We start from the raw sequence: 17,460 nt of genomic DNA, 5'->3' as shown, positions 1-17,460 counted from the left end.
ATCAAACAGATTGCCTGTTGAGATTCAGCTTAATCAGCTTTGGCTCTTCATACCAGCCATAATCCGAGTATTTAGCAAACTTTAAACCGGCCAAACACCGACTAACCTTTTTCCCGAACAAGAAAACGACACCACCCAAATTAAAGCATACTGCCTACCGGCTCAGCCTTAAACAGCCTGATTCTTGGCCAAATACAACAAAAGCCCGCTGATTTCATACCATCAGCGGGCTTTAACGTTGCATAACCAATGTTGATTATTTATCTGTCTGGACTAAACTTTTCTAAACCATTCTTTCATCACAGCTTATTCAAACAGGTCACGCAGCTTGTCCATAAACGACTTCTGCCGTGGGGTCTGTGCGCGGTCCATACCAGTAGAAATCTTCTCAAACTCTTCCAGCAATTCACGCTGCCTATCTGTCAGATTTACCGGCGTTTCTACCACAATGTGACAATACAAATCACCCACAGCGGCCGAACGTACAGATTTGATGCCTTTACCACGTACACGCATACGGCGGCCTGTTTGCGTTTCTTTTGGAATATTCAGCTTAACCTTACCATCCAGCGTTGGCACTTCCACCTCTCCGCCAAGCGCCGCAATCGTAAAGCTGATCGGCAGCTCACAATGTAAGTCCATACCATCACGCTCAAATACCGGATGGGGACGCACATTCACCAGCACATACAAATCACCAGCCGCAGCACCATGCTTACCCGGCTCACCCTCACCACTCAGACGAATACGCTGGCCATCATCAATACCGGCCGGAATAGATACCTCCACCGTCTTACGTGTTTTAACCAGACCTTCACCATGGCATTTAACACACGGGTCTTTAATCTGCTTACCACTGCCATGACAAGTTGGACAGGTTTGCTGTAGCTGAAAAATTGCCTGCCGTACATGCACCACACCACTGCCGCCACACATACTGCAAGTAGTAGCAGAAGTACCCGCCTTAGCTCCACTGCCATGGCAGACATCACATTCCTCATGCGTAGGTATGGTAATTTTTTTCTTAATACCGCGCGCAGCTTCTTCCAGCGTGATTTCCACATGATATTGCAGATCAGCACCCTGATGATTCTGCTGCTGCCTACCACCTGCACTGCCACCAAACATCTGGCTAAAAATATCACCAAAATCGAAACCGCCGGAAAATCCTCCGCCGCCACCCATATTACCGTCTACGCCGGCATGTCCAAACTGATCATATGCCGCACGTTTTTGTGAATCAGACAAAACTTCGTAAGCGCGCTGTACTTCCTTGAATTTTTCTTCCGCACCCTTATCGCCCTGATTACGGTCGGGATGGTACTTCATAGCCAGCTTGCGATAAGCCTTTTTGATTTCCTCATCCCCTGCAGTACGGGTTACACCCAGCACTTCATAAAAATCTACTTCAGTCATAATTTTATTCCAAAGGTTTTCCGGCAGACTGTATCAGTACAACAGGTTGCCTGAAAAAAAACCGGATAATAGAAATGCAGCCCATATATGGGCTGCATCTATAAAAACAAGATATTAAAACAAAGTTAATTCCGGCTGAAGCAAAAAGGCCGGTTAACGCCGGCACCAACAAGCACAGACAAACACCATAACAACGATTGCGAATAATCTAAACCAATCGGCACCTATATCCGCATCCAATAGCTGAATCGGCTTGATACAAAACTCATTTATTCCCTCAGGCACCGTTCTGGGGCAACAAAGCATTGATATAATTTAGTCCCACACTCACCTGCACAAGGTCTACACCAGTTATCGCTACTTTCATCCTGCTTTTAGGCAAAGCATCAACTGGTATCCCGCTCACTCTGCTCACCAATGGCAAACCCTCTATCCGCACCAAATCATCGCGGATTAACTGTGCATTCAATTCCTGCAAATGCTCCTGCTGAATATAAATCAGACTCCAGTATGCCTCCATATGGCGCTGAAAATCATTATAGGTAGCATAAGTAGATTCAAAATCTCGCAATACCGCAAACAACATCGCATCCTGCGGTTCAAAGCGGGGAGAAGCATGCGGGTCAAGCAAGCTAATCAGCTGTTTTTGATTAATATAATCAGTGGCGCGACGCAGCGGTGAAGTAAACCATGCATAATGTTTCAGTCCCAGACCAATATGCGGCTCAGAATGCGTACTCATCCTCACCCGCCCCGTAGGCTGAACACGAAACAAACCCGCCATATCCGCAGCATCCAGCATCTGAGCCCAAGTACTGTTGGCAAAAATCATCAGCTCACTTACCAGCATATCAATTGGCGCACCTCGCTCACGTACGGAGATACGCACCTGATTACCCGCTTCCAGCTTAATACCGTAATCATACTGAGACGGGCGAGCCGGATCATATTTTCCGCGTGCCTGCATTCTGGCTACGGCAAAATCATACAGCCAGTTCATTTCTTGCTGATGCGGAAAAATCTCATCATCTGTACGCATCTGTTGCGGCTGAAAGGCCTGCTCAATATGTTCAATCCGTAAATTACGATCTACATAAACCGACTCAATACACGATTTACAATGCACAACCTCAAACTGAGAATTCACTTCAGCATACAGACTGATCGCCGGCCGGCTATCACCCTCATCCAAACTAAAAGCGGCTACCCAGTTATCCGGCAGCATCGTGATTTTTCCGCCCGGATAATAAACCGTACTTAGGCGTTCAAATATCAGCTTTTCCAGCGCCGAATCAGCATCAATGGCCAAGGAAGGTGCAGCAATGTGAATACCCACCAGCTTATTACCATTGGGCAGATCCCGCACACTAAACGCATCATCTACTTCACTAGTATCCGCATCATCAATCGAAAAGGCCCGCACCGCATCATCAGCAACAGGTAAATTGCCAATATCCGGCAACGGATAATCTCCGAATACCATCCCATTAGGAAACTCGGCTAGTAGAAAACCATCCAGAAAGTAGTCCGGCAGCGCAGGCACAGCACCTACACTTTGCATCAGCGCAAACAAAGATATTTTTTTCTGCTCAGCGGCTTTTATCACCGCCTTATAACTCAAACTTTGCTTATCAGGCGCGTGCAAAATCATCTTTGCATCAGCAGCAATAGCAGCGGGGAGGCGGCCAGCTAGCAATTCTTCAATCCAGCCATTAATTTGTTCTTCCTGCTGTTTGCGCCGTTCAATCGCCGCCAAAGCCTGCTGCAAAGTTTCTGCCGGTGCAGCCTTAAACACCCCTTTATTCTTCTTATAAAAGTACATAGGTGCCGCATAGAGCGCCATTAAAACCGCAGCAAGTTCAACCTGACCACTATTACTACCGAAGTATTCAGAAGCAGCCTCGGCTGCCGTAAACTCAGCTTCCACCCCCACAGCTTCCCACAACAGGCCAATATCAATACCAGCTGCAGCAGCACTGGCCTGCTGTAAAAACTGCTCAGCATCACCCTCAAACACCAAAAAAACATGGCTGGATTTAATTTTCGCCCGTTTGCCATGCTGTGTATTCACCAGAAAAGTAGCCTCATTTTCCTGAACCACTTCGGCTACTTTAAACTGACCGGACTCCTCATAAAAAATATGTTTACCCATAACGCCTACTTAAACCTAAGAAACTACCCAAGCAACCTGTAAAAACGATTCAGAACACAGCATTTATTCGATTATAAACAAATGGACTGACATCCAGCTTACACAGAAACCACCATACTATTAACCTATAGACATATCAGCATGAATAGCCCGCCAATACTTCCCCCTAGGCATTTCTTTTATACATAAATTTAATTATCAAAACATACAAATTAAATAGTTCCATGTTTTAATTTTAAAATAAAACAATCACCCCAAGTTAGCACAACATAATTATGCCTTAAACAATATTATGCTTTAAAACCAGTAAAATAAACAGCAAAAAAACACACACCAGCAAACAAATTTCATCAAAACGAATAAAAATTATATAATTCCATATAAATAATATACACAATATTCATCTTAAAAAACGCTGAAATATTCTATCCTAGCTTCCTTGTCTTATAGCGTCAGACATATTTATTCCAAAAGAATAAATACTGACAACCATACTTTAAACCCATTCTTCCATTCAGTACGTTTCCCTATTTTCAACCATTTTTAAGCTTAAGGCAGATAGGATTTATGAATATATAAATAAAATTTATGGGCAGAATTTTCGAATTCATACAAAACACATTCTTCAGCAGATTCAATCCATGATTTAAAGCATCCATGAATCACAGCCAGACAACCACACCATACCACTTATTAATCAGAAAAAAGTTAACAAAAATTTATTAGTATTATTAACAGCAATTCGCAGCTCAGAAACATAATCTACCAGCAGTCGCATTACACTACAAAACTTCAACCCTACTGCTATTCAGCCGACCACTAAGCATATCCACAGCAAGAGCACCGCAGCCAGTGTTACAATATTCCCGATAATATCTAAAGACCCCACATGATGAAGAAAATCACACCCAAAAGCTATGAAGAAGCCATCCAGCAATTGGAAAAAATTACCGAATCAATGCAAAACAATGATCTGCCACTGGAAGAAGCACTAACCGCTTACGAATATGGTCAGGAATTGGTGCAATACTGCCAGCAAAAACTGGCCGAAGTCGAACAAAAACTACAGGTATTAGACAATGGCGAATTAAAGGAGCTGAAACTTGAAGCAGGGGAGTAACTTTGCCCACTGGCAACAACAGGTACAAAACCATACCGAACAAACCCTAAATCGCCTATTGCCCTTATCTGACGAGCTACCAGCACCCCTGATTGATGCCATGCGCTATGCTGCGCTGGATGGCGGCAAACGCTTGCGTCCGATGCTGGTTTTCGCTGCTGCCGAGCTGGGTAACAACATAGCAGAGGCTGTGGATAACGCCATTGCCGCAATCGAATGTATCCACATTTATTCACTGGTACACGACGATATGCCCGAAATGGACAACGACAGCTTACGTCACGGCAAAGCTGCTTGCCACATTCGCTACACACCGGCCACCGCTTTACTGGTTGGCGATGCGCTGCAAAGCATGGCATTCAGCCTACTCAGCCGGCCCACCACACTCTCACCCGAGCGTCAGCTGCAAATGGTACAGACACTGGCTCAGGCCGCCGGCTGTAGTGGTATGGCTGGAGGACAAGCCATTGATCTGGCCTGTGTTGGTAAAAGCCTGAATCAAAATGAACTTGAGCATATGCATCAGCTCAAAACCGGTGCACTAATCCGGTCAGCCGTAGCCCTTGGCGGACTCAGCTGTAACGATATCGAACAGCACCAACTTACTGCTCTTGATGCCTATGCTTGTCATTTGGGTTTGGCTTTTCAAGTAATAGATGACGTACTCGATTGTGAACAGGATAGCGGCGTTCTGGGAAAAACAGCCGGAAAGGATGCACAGGCCAATAAACCCACCTATGTCAGCCTGCTGGGTCTGGCTTCAGCGCGCCAATATGCTGAAAACTTAATACAAAAGGCCTTGGAAGCACTGGCTGGTTTTGACCATCGCGCTGAGCATCTGCGCGAACTGGCTCAATTTGTCATTGCCCGCAATCATTAGCAACATCATCACCGCACAAACCCGCGTGAATTTTGATAACAAATACTTAGATTTCTGCTTTAGTAAACGCGATCAACGATTCACAAAGAGACCGGCAATCAACGCAGCCGTTTACCTGACGCCCAGTCAATAATCTGGCTGGGTTGCCGGCGACCACCGGTTCGACCGCCAAGAATCAACACCTGACGCCCAAACTGACGTCTAACCTCCCGCTCCGTTTTACAGGCTTTTTTACCAGCCCGATTGCATGAAGTGGAGACCAGTGCCGTACCGGCTGCTTTGCACAAAAACCGTGCCGTATCCAGATCAGGAATACGTACCGCCAGATTGTGTCGACCACGCCCCCGCAGCAAAGGCAAAACTCGCTGCCGTGCTGGTAACAACAAAGTTTTAGGCGCTGGCCATTCGCGCATAATAGCTTTAGATTCAGCTGCAGACACAGGTGCCAACAATGGCCGCAATTGTGCAAAATCAGCACCAATCACAATCAGCCCCTTATGCTGAGCCCTTTTTTTTAGCGCGATCAGCCGGCGTAACGCCGGAGCATAATCAGGCAAACAGCCAAGCCCGTAACTGCCTTCCGCCGGATAGGCAATCAAGCCGCCCTTGTGCAGAAACGCTTGCAGATGATGTAAAAATCGGCCGGCCGGCCGAGCACGATGGTGCATAGGTATTCAGAGAAATATAGCTAAGCCCTTATAATAGCAGGGCACAACCATCCACACTACTACTGCATCTTCGGCCACCATCATTCAATCAAACGAGGCTCTCATGATTACCGATGAACAACTACTGCGTTACAGCCGCCATATCTTACTGGATAAACTGGATATAGCCGGACAGCAGGCCATTCTCAGCGCACGCATACTGATAATCGGAGCTGGTGGCTTAGCACATCCGTCGCTTACCTATCTGGTGTCCAGCGGCGTAGGGCATATCACCGTAGTGGACAACGACAGCATCGATATCAGCAATCTGCAACGGCAATATTGGTTTAACGATTCCGATATAGGCGCAGATAAAGCCAGCGTCTTGTGCCAACGCTTACAGGCTCACCACTCACACACACAACTGTATCCCGTTGTTGCCAGAGCAGATGCCACTCTGCTGCAAAAGCTTGTACAGGATACAGACATAGTACTTGATTGCACCGACAATTTTGCCAGCCGCCGTCTAATTAATCAGGCTTGTTTTACAGCCCATAAACCACTGGTTTCGGCCTCAGCACTGATATTTTCCGGTCAGCTGGCAGTATATGATTTTCGCGACGGCCATGGTCCCTGTTATCAGTGCCTCTTTGAAGGTGAAATGAATGATGAAGGTGCCAGTTGTGCCAAAAACGGCGTATTTGCTCCCTTACTCGGTGTCATGGGCGCCGCGCAGGCTGGCGAAGCATTAAAGATCATCACCGGTATTCAACCTACCGGCTGCTGGCTGCACTGCTTTGATGCACAACGCTTTCAATGGCAACGCTTTCAACTGGCACCAAACCCAGACTGTCCGGTATGCGGATAGCCAACTTTATACACAAAATCCTGTGGATAAACTTGTGGATAATTATCTATTACTGAAAATCAGCCAGCTTCCGATCCTGACCAGCTTTCCAGCCGGATACCGTAATCACCAGCGCAGCAAAAAACATCAGCACCAACGCAGGAAACCATGAATGCATGATATCGTGTAACGCCCCCATCAAAACCGGCCCTACAGCAGCAAACAAATATCCACAGGTCTGTGCCATACCAGACAACAATACGCCCTCAGTTACACTGCTACTGCGCAGACTGAAAAACATCATACTCAGACAGAAAGCACCACTGATACCGAGACCCAGCAGCAGCACGGCTGGAAAATAACAGCTACGCCATGGCGACATCAGCAATAACACAGACAGTATCAGCGATACCCCACACAATGCGCCAATCCACTGCTGCTGTTTTAATCTAGCGGCATAAATTGGTATCAGCAGATTAGTTGGCACCATTACCAACTGCATCAGCCCAAGCCAGCCTCCGGCCTCAGTAGCAGACACACCGGCTTTAGCTACAATCTGCGGCAGCCAGCTTACCGTGGAATAAAACAAAAATGATTGAAATCCCATAAACAGCGTCACCTGCCACGCCAGCGGATTACGCCACAAATGTACCGTTACCGGCCGTGAACGCACAGCCGCTCTAGGAATGGCATTCGCTGTTTTAAAAGGCAGCCACCAGATCACCATCGCTACCAGAGCTGGCAATACCCACGCCACCAAAGCGCCACGCCAGCCCCACAAGTTACTATGCGCTAAAGGTGCACTCAATGCCGAACCGGCAGCACCACCCACATTCATAATCAAGGCATATAATGCAGTCACCAAGCCCATCTTAAACGGGAAGTACTGTTTCACCATACTGGGAATCAGCACATTACCCACAGCAATAGCACAGCTAAGCAAAGTTGTACCCGCCAGCAGCAAAAATAGCCCACTGCCACAACGCAACACCAGCCCCAGCGTCAGCACCCACAGAGCAAAAAATACCATCTGCTCCGAACCAAAACGCGCTGCCAGTCTAGGAATAAAAATAGAAAACAAACCAAAGGTCAGCAGCGGCACCGTTGTTAGTAAGCCAGCCAGCGTACTACTGATGTGCAGCTGTGCCTGAATATTCTGCAATAAAGGTCCAACACCCGTCAGTGGACCACGAAGAACAAAAGCCAGTGCCAGAATAGCCACAAAAAGACTAAGACGATGCTGTGTTTTCGATACAGTCGAATCTGTTGTCATTACTTCACCAAATTACCCATTCCCCTTAATCCTGTACATTAAGGCTGAAGAAATCTTTAAATACTGGCCATTGCTGCAGAAATTTTTGTCCACACTCCAGCCCAGCCGCATAACTATAACGCAAACGGCTAGCATCCTGGCACAGGCGTCCAGCCATTTTGCTATTTTCCGGCGGATTGATTTCAAAAATATACCGCGAGTGTTCAGGCCGGCGCATCCATGCCAGCGTAGCATTATAATGCTTTACCCGCTGGCGCAAAGCCCGAGCAAACCCACTGTCAGGCAAGCGCCGTGCCAGCAAAGCATCACCAAATCCACCTTTCTTAACATAAGCATGCGCACGTGTACGGATAACAATAACACCGCCGATATTCGGCTGCGACAGCGCCCACCGCACCGGCAAGGCATCAGCCACACCACCGTCATAATAAGTATCACTACCGATGGGTACCGGTTTACGAATAATAAATGGAATAGAGCTAGAAGCACGCAGCACATCTAAAAAATTTTTGGGTTCAGCCACAGCATAATGTGCCTCCCCTGTAATAGCATTACTAAGCACAATTCTGAAATCACGCTTCTGTGCAAACATACGTTCGCAGTCGAGCGGATTTTCCTGCTGTACCACTCGCCATAACCAGTCAATATCCAATAAATCACCACCAAGGATAAAACGAGACCAGCTGATAAACTGCCGTCGGCACGACTGATTCATCAGCACATCCAGATTACGACCGGTTTGCCCAGACAAATAGCTGGCAATCGTACTGGCACCAGAAGATACACCAACCAGCAAAGTAAACGGATTAAAGTCTGCCTGCAAAAAAGCATCTGTTACCCCGCTGCTGAAAGCGGCACGCATACCACCGCCTTCCACAACCAAAGCAACCTGCATCCCAGACGGTTCCCGCTGCGCATTACACATGGTTTATCATATCCATGTTTATGTAATAATAGATAAATATTAATAAATATATAATACACATAGGCATAAGACAATAAAAGCTGATTCCAACTACATATTATCCACCCGCATTTAACCAGCTCTTTTTGAAAACAACTATACAACACACTATTTGTACCGCCGTCAGTAACTTCCGTTTTATCACCAGATAAAACAAAATCAAACCGGCGTATCAAACAGCGAATTATCGCTTTTTGGTTACAACGGCCGCTGGATTAGAATCAGTAATGTTGAAATCACAAATAACGATTAGCGGTTCTACACCAAATGTCATCGTCCTTTGAAACTGCTTAATGAAATTTCAGAAAAAGAAGCTTAGTTTAATTACGCATCTGAAGATGCAATATCAAACGCACCGGCCCAAAAATATAGCCAAGTGTTAACACAAATCCAAAAGCGAACCGACATGATACAACTCATCATCTTGAGCAACAGAACGAATAAAGAAAAAACACGCTCAAATATTCGACACAGAGTTACACAGCGTCACATAGCACTTAATTATGACAAAAATATAAAAATATTCAGATACCGAAAGGATTAACATCCCATTTCTAAAAACTGCGCCTGACGCTTTCTACTAAAATAATATGTTGCCCCGTTTATCCTTGGAATACATCACGTTTTGTTATTGCTCAAACATCAACACAAACAGAAGCAATTATTTTCATTTGAGCACCCAATTTTTAAATAAAACTTAGAAGCCGCTTATCAAAAGCATCTTCATTAAAATCAGCCCAACTCATCTCACCAACATACCAATAGCATCAAACCAATATCAAAATTTTTATTTAGTTAATACTCTGATTCGAGTGTAAAATTCAAGCTATATCTAATCTTTGGGCTCAGAGCAACCATCACCAGCGCTATGGTTTCTCATCCATATATTACTGTCCAGCCTAAGGGGTTTGTACATACATCTTTGTCATACGTCACCCCCACTGTATCTTTCTTTGTTTTGCATCGCTTGCGATGGCACACAGAGCAGGTATCATCTCGCCTACAGCATTCTGAATTGAATTTTTTGCCTGGGCGCATTTGTACTCTGGCTGCAATCTTTTCCGAGGAACTCATGACAAACACTAATTTTTCCCAAACGGCTGCGTTTATCTGGTCGGTGGCAGATTTACTGCGTGGAGATTTCAAGCAGTCTCAGTACGGGCGCGTGATCCTGCCCTTTACTCTGCTGCGCCGCCTAGAGTGTGTATTGGCAGAAACGAAAGATGCAGTGGTGGCAAAATATGATGAATTTCAAACCAACACACTGCCGGAAGAAAGCTTAGAAATGCTTCTGCAGCACGCCAGCGGACTTACTTTTTACAATACGTCTAAGATGGATCTAGGTAAATTGGGGCAGAACGACATCAAAGCCAACCTAGAAAGCTACGTACAGGCGTTTTCACCTGATGCGCGTGAAATCTTCGATCACTTTAAATTCAGTGAGTTTATCGGCCTGCTGGAAGATGCCAACTTGCTGTATAAAGTGGTAAAAAAATTTGCCACTACCGACCTTAGTCCAAAAGCGATATCCAACTATGAAATGGGGCTAGTATTCGAAGAGTTGATCCGCCGTTTTGCAGAAAGCTCAAACGAAACCGCCGGTGAGCACTTCACCCCACGTGATATCGTCCGTTTAACCACCTCTCTGGTATTAATGAAAGATGATGAAGTGCTGGTCAAGGACGGTATCATCCGCACCATTTACGACCCAACCGCCGGCACAGGTGGTTTTCTCTCTGCCGGTATGGAATATGTGCACGAGCTGAATCCTAAAGCTGTCCTATGTCCTTTTGGCCAAGAGCTAAACCCAGAATCCTACGCCATCTGTAAAGGCGATATGCTCATCAAAGGTCAGGATATCAGCCGAATTAAACTGGGCAACACCCTCTCTAACGACCAGCTACCACTGGATAAATTTGACTATATGCTCTCTAACCCGCCATTTGGCGTAGACTGGAAAAAAATAGAGGGCGAGATTATTGATGAGCATATACAAAAAGGATTTAGCGGCCGCTTTGGCCCTGGCCTGCCGCGGGTTTCCGACGGTTCGCTATTGTTTCTACTGCACCTGATCAGCAAAATGCGCAACAGCCATAATGTAGATGATAGCGTCAGCCACGGCAGCCGTATCGGAATTATTCTTAACGGCTCTCCGTTGTTTACCGGTGGAGCGGGCAGTGGTGAAAGCGAAATCCGCCGCTACATTTTGGAAGCTGATTTGCTGGAAGGCATCATCGCATTGCCAACAGACATGTTCTACAACACTGGCATTGCCACCTACATCTGGATACTCTCCAACAAAAAAGCGCCTGAGCGTAAAGGCAAAGTACAGCTAATTGATGGCACCAACCTGTGCGGCAAAATGCGTAAATCATTGGGCTCCAAACGAAATATGATGGGCGAAGATGATATCAAACTAATCGCCCAAACCTTTGGTGATTTTGCAGTAGTAAACGCCGCCACTCTAGAAAAATTGGGTTTGGAAAAAGCCACCGAGCAAAAATCCAACTGTGGCCGCCAGCCTGCCACCACCAAAACCGAAGCGCCGAAAACCTTCGCCAGTAAAATCTTTAACAATACCGACTTTGGCTACCGCCGCCTGACCATTGAGCGCCCGCTGCGAATATCTGCTCAGGTGACGGATGAAGCAATTGCAACCCTACGCTTTGCACCGAAACCATTTAACGCGCCGATGGAACGCCTGTATAAAGAGTTTGCATCCCAGTGGCAGGACAACACCTACGGCGATTTCTCGGAGCTGGAAGCCGATGCGCGCGCCATCATCAAAGCTGAATTTGCCGAGCTGAAAGAGAAGCAGATTAAAGACCTGCTCGACAGCAAACTGTGGCTGGCGCAGCGTGGGTTAATGGAAAAAGCACAGCAGATACAGGCAGCTCTGGGTACACAGGCGGGTGGCAAAACGCTGGTGAGCAATGACTTCAACCAGTTCCAGTTGACCCTGAAATGTGCCATCAAAACGGCTGGCGTGAAGCTGGACGCTAAAGAGAACAAGCAGTTTATCGACGCCATCACCACCAAAAACCCGGATGCCGAGCCGGTAGTGAAGAAGGTGCTGAAAGAAGCCACTCAGCCGTTGTACGGGGCGTTTGAGTACAAAGGCAAGGTTGTTGAGTTCGAACAGGACGGTGAGCTGCGCGATAACGAAAACGTGCCGCTGAACCCTGCATCGTCCACCAGCGACCTGATTGAAAACTACTTCAAAGCAGAAGTACTGCCGCACGTGAATGACGCGTGGATCAACGCTGATAAGCGTGATGCGAAAGATGGCGAGGTGGGGATTGTCGGTTACGAGATCCCGTTTAACCGCCATTTCTATGTCTATCAGCCACCGCGTCCGTTAAAAGAGATTGATGCCGATCTAGACGCGGTCAGCGCCGAGATTATGAAGCTGCTGCAGGAGGTACATTCCTGATGGCTAAGTATAAAGCGTATCCGGAGTATAAGGATTCTGGAGTTGAGTGGTTGGGGGAGATTCCAACATATTGGCAAACGTTACGTGGCAAATATGTATTCAAAGAGGTAAGAGAGTTATCTACTACTGGGGATGAAACCCTACTTTCTGTTTCTGAATATTATGGAGTGAAACCTAGGCAAGATACCATTGAAGATGGCGACTTTATCTCAAGAGCTGATTCTTTAATTGGCTATAAAAAATGTCAGGTCAATGACTTAGCAATGAATATTATGCTGGCTTGGAAGACTGGTCTTGGCGTTTCAAATTATGACGGAATCATTAGCCCAGCATATTCTGTTTTCAGATTTGACACGGCAAAAGCACAACCTGAGTACATGCACTATTTACTTAGAACTAAAATATACACAACCCAGTTTAAATCGCTTTCTACGGGGGTTATTGATTCTCGTCTTCGATTATATCCAGAAACGTTTGGGATAGTTGAAATTTTATTACCTAGTCTTGGTGAGCAGAAGAAAATATGCGCATTTTTAAGTCACGAAACCGCAAAAATCGATAACCTCATTGAGAAGCAACAGCAACTGATTGAACTTTTGAAAGAAAAACGTCAGGCAGTGATTAGCCATGCTGTCACCAAAGGACTAAACCCTGATGTGCCGATGAAAGATTCTGGTGTGGATTGGTTGGGGGAAGTGCCGGAGCATTGGATACCCGCACGCCTAAAATATCATACACGCCAAATTGTAGATGGTGCACACTTCACACCTACTTACACTGAAAAAGGTATCCCATTTTTACGGGTGACTGATATTCAGGATAAATACATTGATTTTGATAATATAAAATTCATTCCTGAGCATGAGCATAAAGAATTAATTAAAAGATGCAGGCCAGAAAATGGTGATTTACTGTTGTCAAAAAATGGTACTATTGGCGTTCCTAAACTTGTTGACTGGGATTGGGAATTCAGTATTTTCGTTAGCCTGTGTCTGATAAAGTTTAAGGGCACGCTAACACCTGAATATTCAGAGTTTTATTTCAAAAGTCACGAAATCAAAGAACAAGTTTTTGGTTTAATTAAACAAAGCACTGTAATTAACCTGCACTTGGATAAAATTCAGAATTTTTGGTTCTGTATCCCTCCATTAGAAGAACAATATAAAATTGTTAACTATTTAAATGAAAAAATAGATACTCTTGAATGTTTAATTGAAAGTGCAGAATTGACAATCCGACTTGCACAAGAACGCCGCACCGCACTGATCTCCGCCGCCGTCACCGGAAAAATCGACGTCCGCGATTGGGTTATCCCGGACACGCAAGATGTGGAGGAGCTACAGGAGTCCACCGTATGAGCATGGACAGCACCAAAGAGCTGATTTTCCAGAATGACATAATCGCTCAAATGGAAGAGAGAGGCTGGATCCGTGGAAAAACCGACGGCTACGATCGCGAACGTGCGCTTTACTCACAGGATGCACTGACCTTTGTGCAGACCACACAGCCACAGGAGTGGGAGAAGTTTGCCAACATTTATCCCACCGATACCGAGCGTCATTTCCTCGATGCGCTGGTGGCGCAGCTGAAAAAAGCGGATATCAACGCTACCGATAGGCAGTCGCGCACCTACGGCACACTTGGCGTGCTGCGCCATGGTATCAAAAACCATAGTGCGCGTTTTTCTCTGTGCCAGTTTAAGCCAGAACATAACCTCAACCCAGATACGCTAACGCGCTACAAGCAAAATATCTTTCGTATCGTACCGGAGCTGATTTACAGCCCGCATGCGTCAAAAGCGGCATTGGCAGAAACGGGGGTCAAAGCCAAGAAATGGCGTATTGACCTGGTATTGTTTGTTAATGGCCTGCCAATCGCAACACTAGAACTGAAATCTGAATTTAAGCAGGCAGTACAAAACGCCATTACACAGTATAAACAAACGCGTTTGCCCAACTCTGGTACCAATAAGTCTGAACCACTGCTCACCTTCAAACGCGGCGCACTGGTGCATTTTGCAGTTAGCCAGTACGAAGTGTTTATGACTACCAAACTCGCGGGTGATAAAACTTTCTTTCTGCCATTTAACAAAGGCACTCATGATGGCGGGGCGGGGAACGATAGCCCGCAAAATACCAACGACTACGCCACCAGCTACCTGTGGAATGAGGTGCTGTTGCCAGACAACCTGCAGAAAATTCTGGCCAGCTTTATGCACTTGCAAATCGTTGAAAAAGAAGATGCCATTGGCGTGAAGTACAAAAGTGAAAGCCTGATTTTCCCACGCTATCATCAATGGGACGTCGTAAACAAACTCATCACCGCCGCCACAGTAGAAGGCACCGGCAATAAATACCTGATTCAGCATAGTGCGGGGTCGGGCAAATCAAACTCTATCGCATGGACAGCCCATCAGCTTTCGCGCCTATACGATGAAGATGGCGAAAAGCTGTTTAATTCGGTAATTGTGGTAACAGATCGTACTGTGCTTGACGATCAGCTACAGGATACCATCTATCAGTTTGAGCATCAGGATGGTGTGGTCGGCCGCATCAACAACAAAGAAGGGGACGGTTCAAAATCGGAAAAGCTGGCAAGTGCACTGGAAAACTCGCAACCAATCATTATTGTCACCATTCAAACCTTTCCATTTGTCCTAAAAGCGATTGAAAACAGCGTCAGCCTGAAGCAGCGCAAATATGCTGTGATTGCCGATGAAGCACACTCATCACAGAGTGGCTCTACAGCGCGTCAGCTAAAAGAAGTATTGATGACTGACACAATGGATGACGATGTAGAGATATCTTCAGAAGATATTCTAGATGCTACCATTGCCGCACGTAAAGGCAGCAACAACCTTAACTTTTACGCTTTTACCGCCACACCTAAAGCCAAAACGCTGGAGTTGTTTGGCCGTCGACCAAATCCGCAAGAACCAGCTTCAAAAACCAATAAGCCACAAGCTTTCCATGTTTACTCCATGCGTCAGGCCATCGAAGAAGGCTTTATTCTGAATGTACTGCAAAACTACATCAATTACAAAGTGGCCTACAAGCTGCTGCAAAAGCTGGATGATGAAGACCAAGAAGTCGACAGCAAAAAAGCCAAAATCAAATTAAATCAATGGGTCTTGCTTCACGAGCATAACGTATCACAGAAAGTAAAAGTGATAGTAGAGCATTTCCGCAAACATGTGATGCAATTACTGGGAGGGCAGGCAAAAGCGATGGTGGTAACCAGTTCGCGTAAAGCGGCAGTGCGCTACAAGCTGGCATTCGATAAATACATTGCCGAGCAAAAATACGACAAAATCAGAGCCATGGTAGCGTTTTCCGGTGAAGTGGAATTCCACGAAGATGACCATAATAGCTTCGCACTGCTAAATCAAAAGTTTACTGAAATCAATATGAATCCAGGCTTAAAAGGCCGGGATATGCGCAAAGCGTTTGATACTGAAGACTACCAGATAATGCTGGTAGCCAACAAATTTCAAACTGGTTTTGACCAGCCTAAGCTATGCGCCATGTATGTGGATAAAAAGCTGGGTGGTGTCGAATGCGTGCAAACACTATCGCGGTTAAACCGTACCTATCCAGGCAAAGCGGAATCAGACATATTTGTACTTGATTTCTACAACCAGCCCGAAGATATTTTGGGTGCTTTCCAGCCGTACTACCAAACAGCAACACTCACGGATGTTAGCGATCCACAACTCGTCTTTGATTTGTTTGCAAAGCTGCGTACCAGCGGCATTTTCCTATGGAGCGAAGTAGAGCAATTCTGCAAAGTATTTTTCAACAATCATTTACCCATTGCGGCCTTAAGCAATATCTGCAAACCAGCTGTGCAACGCTGGCAGCAACGCTACAATTCGGCGGTTGAGGCGTATGAGAATGCCAAAAAAATTGTTGAACGCACTAAGCAAACCGGCGATGTTGTACTGATTACCAATGCGGAAAACACCTACAAAGCATGCGAACAAGAAAAAAGTAAGCTGCTTATTTTCAAGAAAGATCTCGGCAGTTTTGTCCGTTTTTACGAGTTTATGTCCCAAATCGTCGATTATGATGATAAAGACTTAGAAAAGCTGAGTCTGTTTGCCCGCCATCTGCGTCCGTTGCTGCGTGAACAGCGCATTGAAGATGATAAAATTGATTTAAGCAACGTTGAAATGAGCCATTATCGTATTTCGAAGCTCTATCAGCAAAGTTTACAGCTACAAAAAAATGCTGAAGATGGCAAAATCAATCCAAGTAATGATATTGGTACGGCAAAACCAAAACACAAAAAAGAAGAGTTTCTGTCAAATATCCTAAAACGTTTGAATGAGCTGTTTATCACCGATAATCTAACCGATAAAGACTTAATTAATTATGCTTTCACAGTGCGCGATAAACTGTCAGAAAACCAAACTGTAATGGCACAGATTATGAACAACTCACCAGAACAGGTGATGCTAGGTGATTTCCCGAAAGCCATTGATAATGCCGTGTTGGAGAGCAATGACGCCCAGAAGGAAATGATGATGCAATACCTTTCTAATCCTGAACTGGCAAAGAACTTCGCTCGTGTAGTGTTTGATATGTTGAAAGGGATTTAACGCATTTTCATCAAAGATTAAAGTAAGAAATCCCAAATCCACTTGTGATACACCAGGCATTAAACAAATTTAGTTTTCAGCTTGAGGCGAGAATATTCGGGCCAAACTAAGCCTCAGCATATGCACTC

At 45.6% G+C, this 17,460-nt stretch carries 11 protein-coding genes; 6 read left to right on the top strand and 5 right to left on the bottom strand.

Annotated elements, in window-relative coordinates; genetic code table 11:
- Nucleotides 1–306: 306 nt before the first annotated feature.
- Both dnaJ and BHC43_RS04285 read right to left on the bottom strand, forming a co-directional pair.
- Nucleotides 307–1,416, bottom strand: a complete 1,110-nt coding sequence (dnaJ, locus tag BHC43_RS04290; RefSeq protein WP_100141046.1) for a molecular chaperone DnaJ — start codon at nucleotides 1,414–1,416, stop codon at nucleotides 307–309.
- A 277-nt stretch (nucleotides 1,417–1,693) separates the two neighbouring features.
- Entirely contained in the window at nucleotides 1,694–3,568 is a 1,875-nt protein-coding gene (locus BHC43_RS04285; RefSeq protein ID WP_100156614.1) for a ribonuclease catalytic domain-containing protein, read from the bottom strand.
- An 889-nt stretch (nucleotides 3,569–4,457) separates the two neighbouring features.
- Here BHC43_RS04285 and BHC43_RS04280 point away from each other — a divergent pair.
- Both BHC43_RS04280 and BHC43_RS04275 read left to right on the top strand, forming a co-directional pair.
- The gene (locus BHC43_RS04280; RefSeq protein ID WP_440980600.1) at nucleotides 4,458–4,688 is read left to right on the top strand and encodes an exodeoxyribonuclease VII small subunit; all 231 of its coding nucleotides are present in this window, start codon (nucleotides 4,458–4,460) and stop codon (nucleotides 4,686–4,688) included.
- The gene (locus BHC43_RS04275; protein ID WP_257377982.1) at nucleotides 4,672–5,568 is read left to right on the top strand and encodes a polyprenyl synthetase family protein; all 897 of its coding nucleotides are present in this window, start codon (nucleotides 4,672–4,674) and stop codon (nucleotides 5,566–5,568) included. The genes BHC43_RS04280 and BHC43_RS04275 overlap by 17 nt, the downstream gene beginning before the upstream one ends.
- Before the next feature lie 98 nt (nucleotides 5,569–5,666).
- Here the strand turns inward: BHC43_RS04275 and BHC43_RS04270 are convergent, their stop codons facing one another.
- The gene (locus tag BHC43_RS04270) at nucleotides 5,667–6,236 is read right to left on the bottom strand and encodes an L-threonylcarbamoyladenylate synthase (RefSeq protein WP_100156613.1); all 570 of its coding nucleotides are present in this window, start codon (nucleotides 6,234–6,236) and stop codon (nucleotides 5,667–5,669) included.
- Nucleotides 6,237–6,339: 103 nt separating this feature from the next.
- Between BHC43_RS04270 and BHC43_RS04265 the strand changes: the two genes are divergently transcribed.
- A complete protein-coding gene (locus tag BHC43_RS04265; RefSeq protein ID WP_257377981.1) occupies nucleotides 6,340–7,083 on the top strand; it encodes a HesA/MoeB/ThiF family protein in 744 nt (247 codons plus the stop codon).
- A 49-nt stretch (nucleotides 7,084–7,132) separates the two neighbouring features.
- Here the strand turns inward: BHC43_RS04265 and BHC43_RS04260 are convergent, their stop codons facing one another.
- Nucleotides 7,133–8,335 carry a CynX/NimT family MFS transporter gene (locus BHC43_RS04260; protein ID WP_100151489.1) on the bottom strand — a complete coding sequence of 401 codons (1,203 nt, stop codon included), beginning with the start codon at nucleotides 8,333–8,335 and terminating at the stop codon, nucleotides 7,133–7,135.
- 25 nt (nucleotides 8,336–8,360) lie between these two features.
- Nucleotides 8,361–9,260 (bottom strand): patatin-like phospholipase family protein, encoded by a 900-nt coding sequence (locus tag BHC43_RS04255; RefSeq protein ID WP_180295810.1) that lies wholly within the window; start codon nucleotides 9,258–9,260, stop codon nucleotides 8,361–8,363.
- A gap of 1,111 nt (nucleotides 9,261–10,371) precedes the next feature.
- Here BHC43_RS04255 and BHC43_RS04250 point away from each other — a divergent pair.
- The 3 genes from BHC43_RS04250 to BHC43_RS04240 are packed head-to-tail and all read left to right on the top strand — an operon-like array spanning nucleotide 10,372 to nucleotide 17,332.
- Nucleotides 10,372–12,732: a type I restriction-modification system subunit M gene (locus BHC43_RS04250; RefSeq protein ID WP_180297424.1), complete on the top strand. Its 2,361-nt coding sequence runs from the start codon at nucleotides 10,372–10,374 to the stop codon at nucleotides 12,730–12,732.
- The gene (locus BHC43_RS04245; RefSeq protein WP_100156612.1) at nucleotides 12,732–14,090 is read left to right on the top strand and encodes a restriction endonuclease subunit S; all 1,359 of its coding nucleotides are present in this window, start codon (nucleotides 12,732–12,734) and stop codon (nucleotides 14,088–14,090) included. The genes BHC43_RS04250 and BHC43_RS04245 overlap by 1 nt, the downstream gene beginning before the upstream one ends.
- Nucleotides 14,087–17,332, top strand: coding sequence for a type I restriction endonuclease subunit R (locus BHC43_RS04240; protein ID WP_100156611.1), 3,246 nt, complete (start codon nucleotides 14,087–14,089; stop codon nucleotides 17,330–17,332). Before BHC43_RS04245 ends, BHC43_RS04240 begins: the two co-directional genes overlap by 4 nt.
- Nucleotides 17,333–17,460 lie beyond the last annotated feature (128 nt).

It is taken from the genome of Snodgrassella alvi (assembly GCF_002777855.1).
Lineage (GTDB): Bacteria > Pseudomonadota > Gammaproteobacteria > Burkholderiales > Neisseriaceae > Snodgrassella > Snodgrassella alvi_E.
The sequence above is the reverse complement of the archived record's forward strand: the minus strand, read 5'-3'. Positions and strand labels throughout refer to the sequence as shown.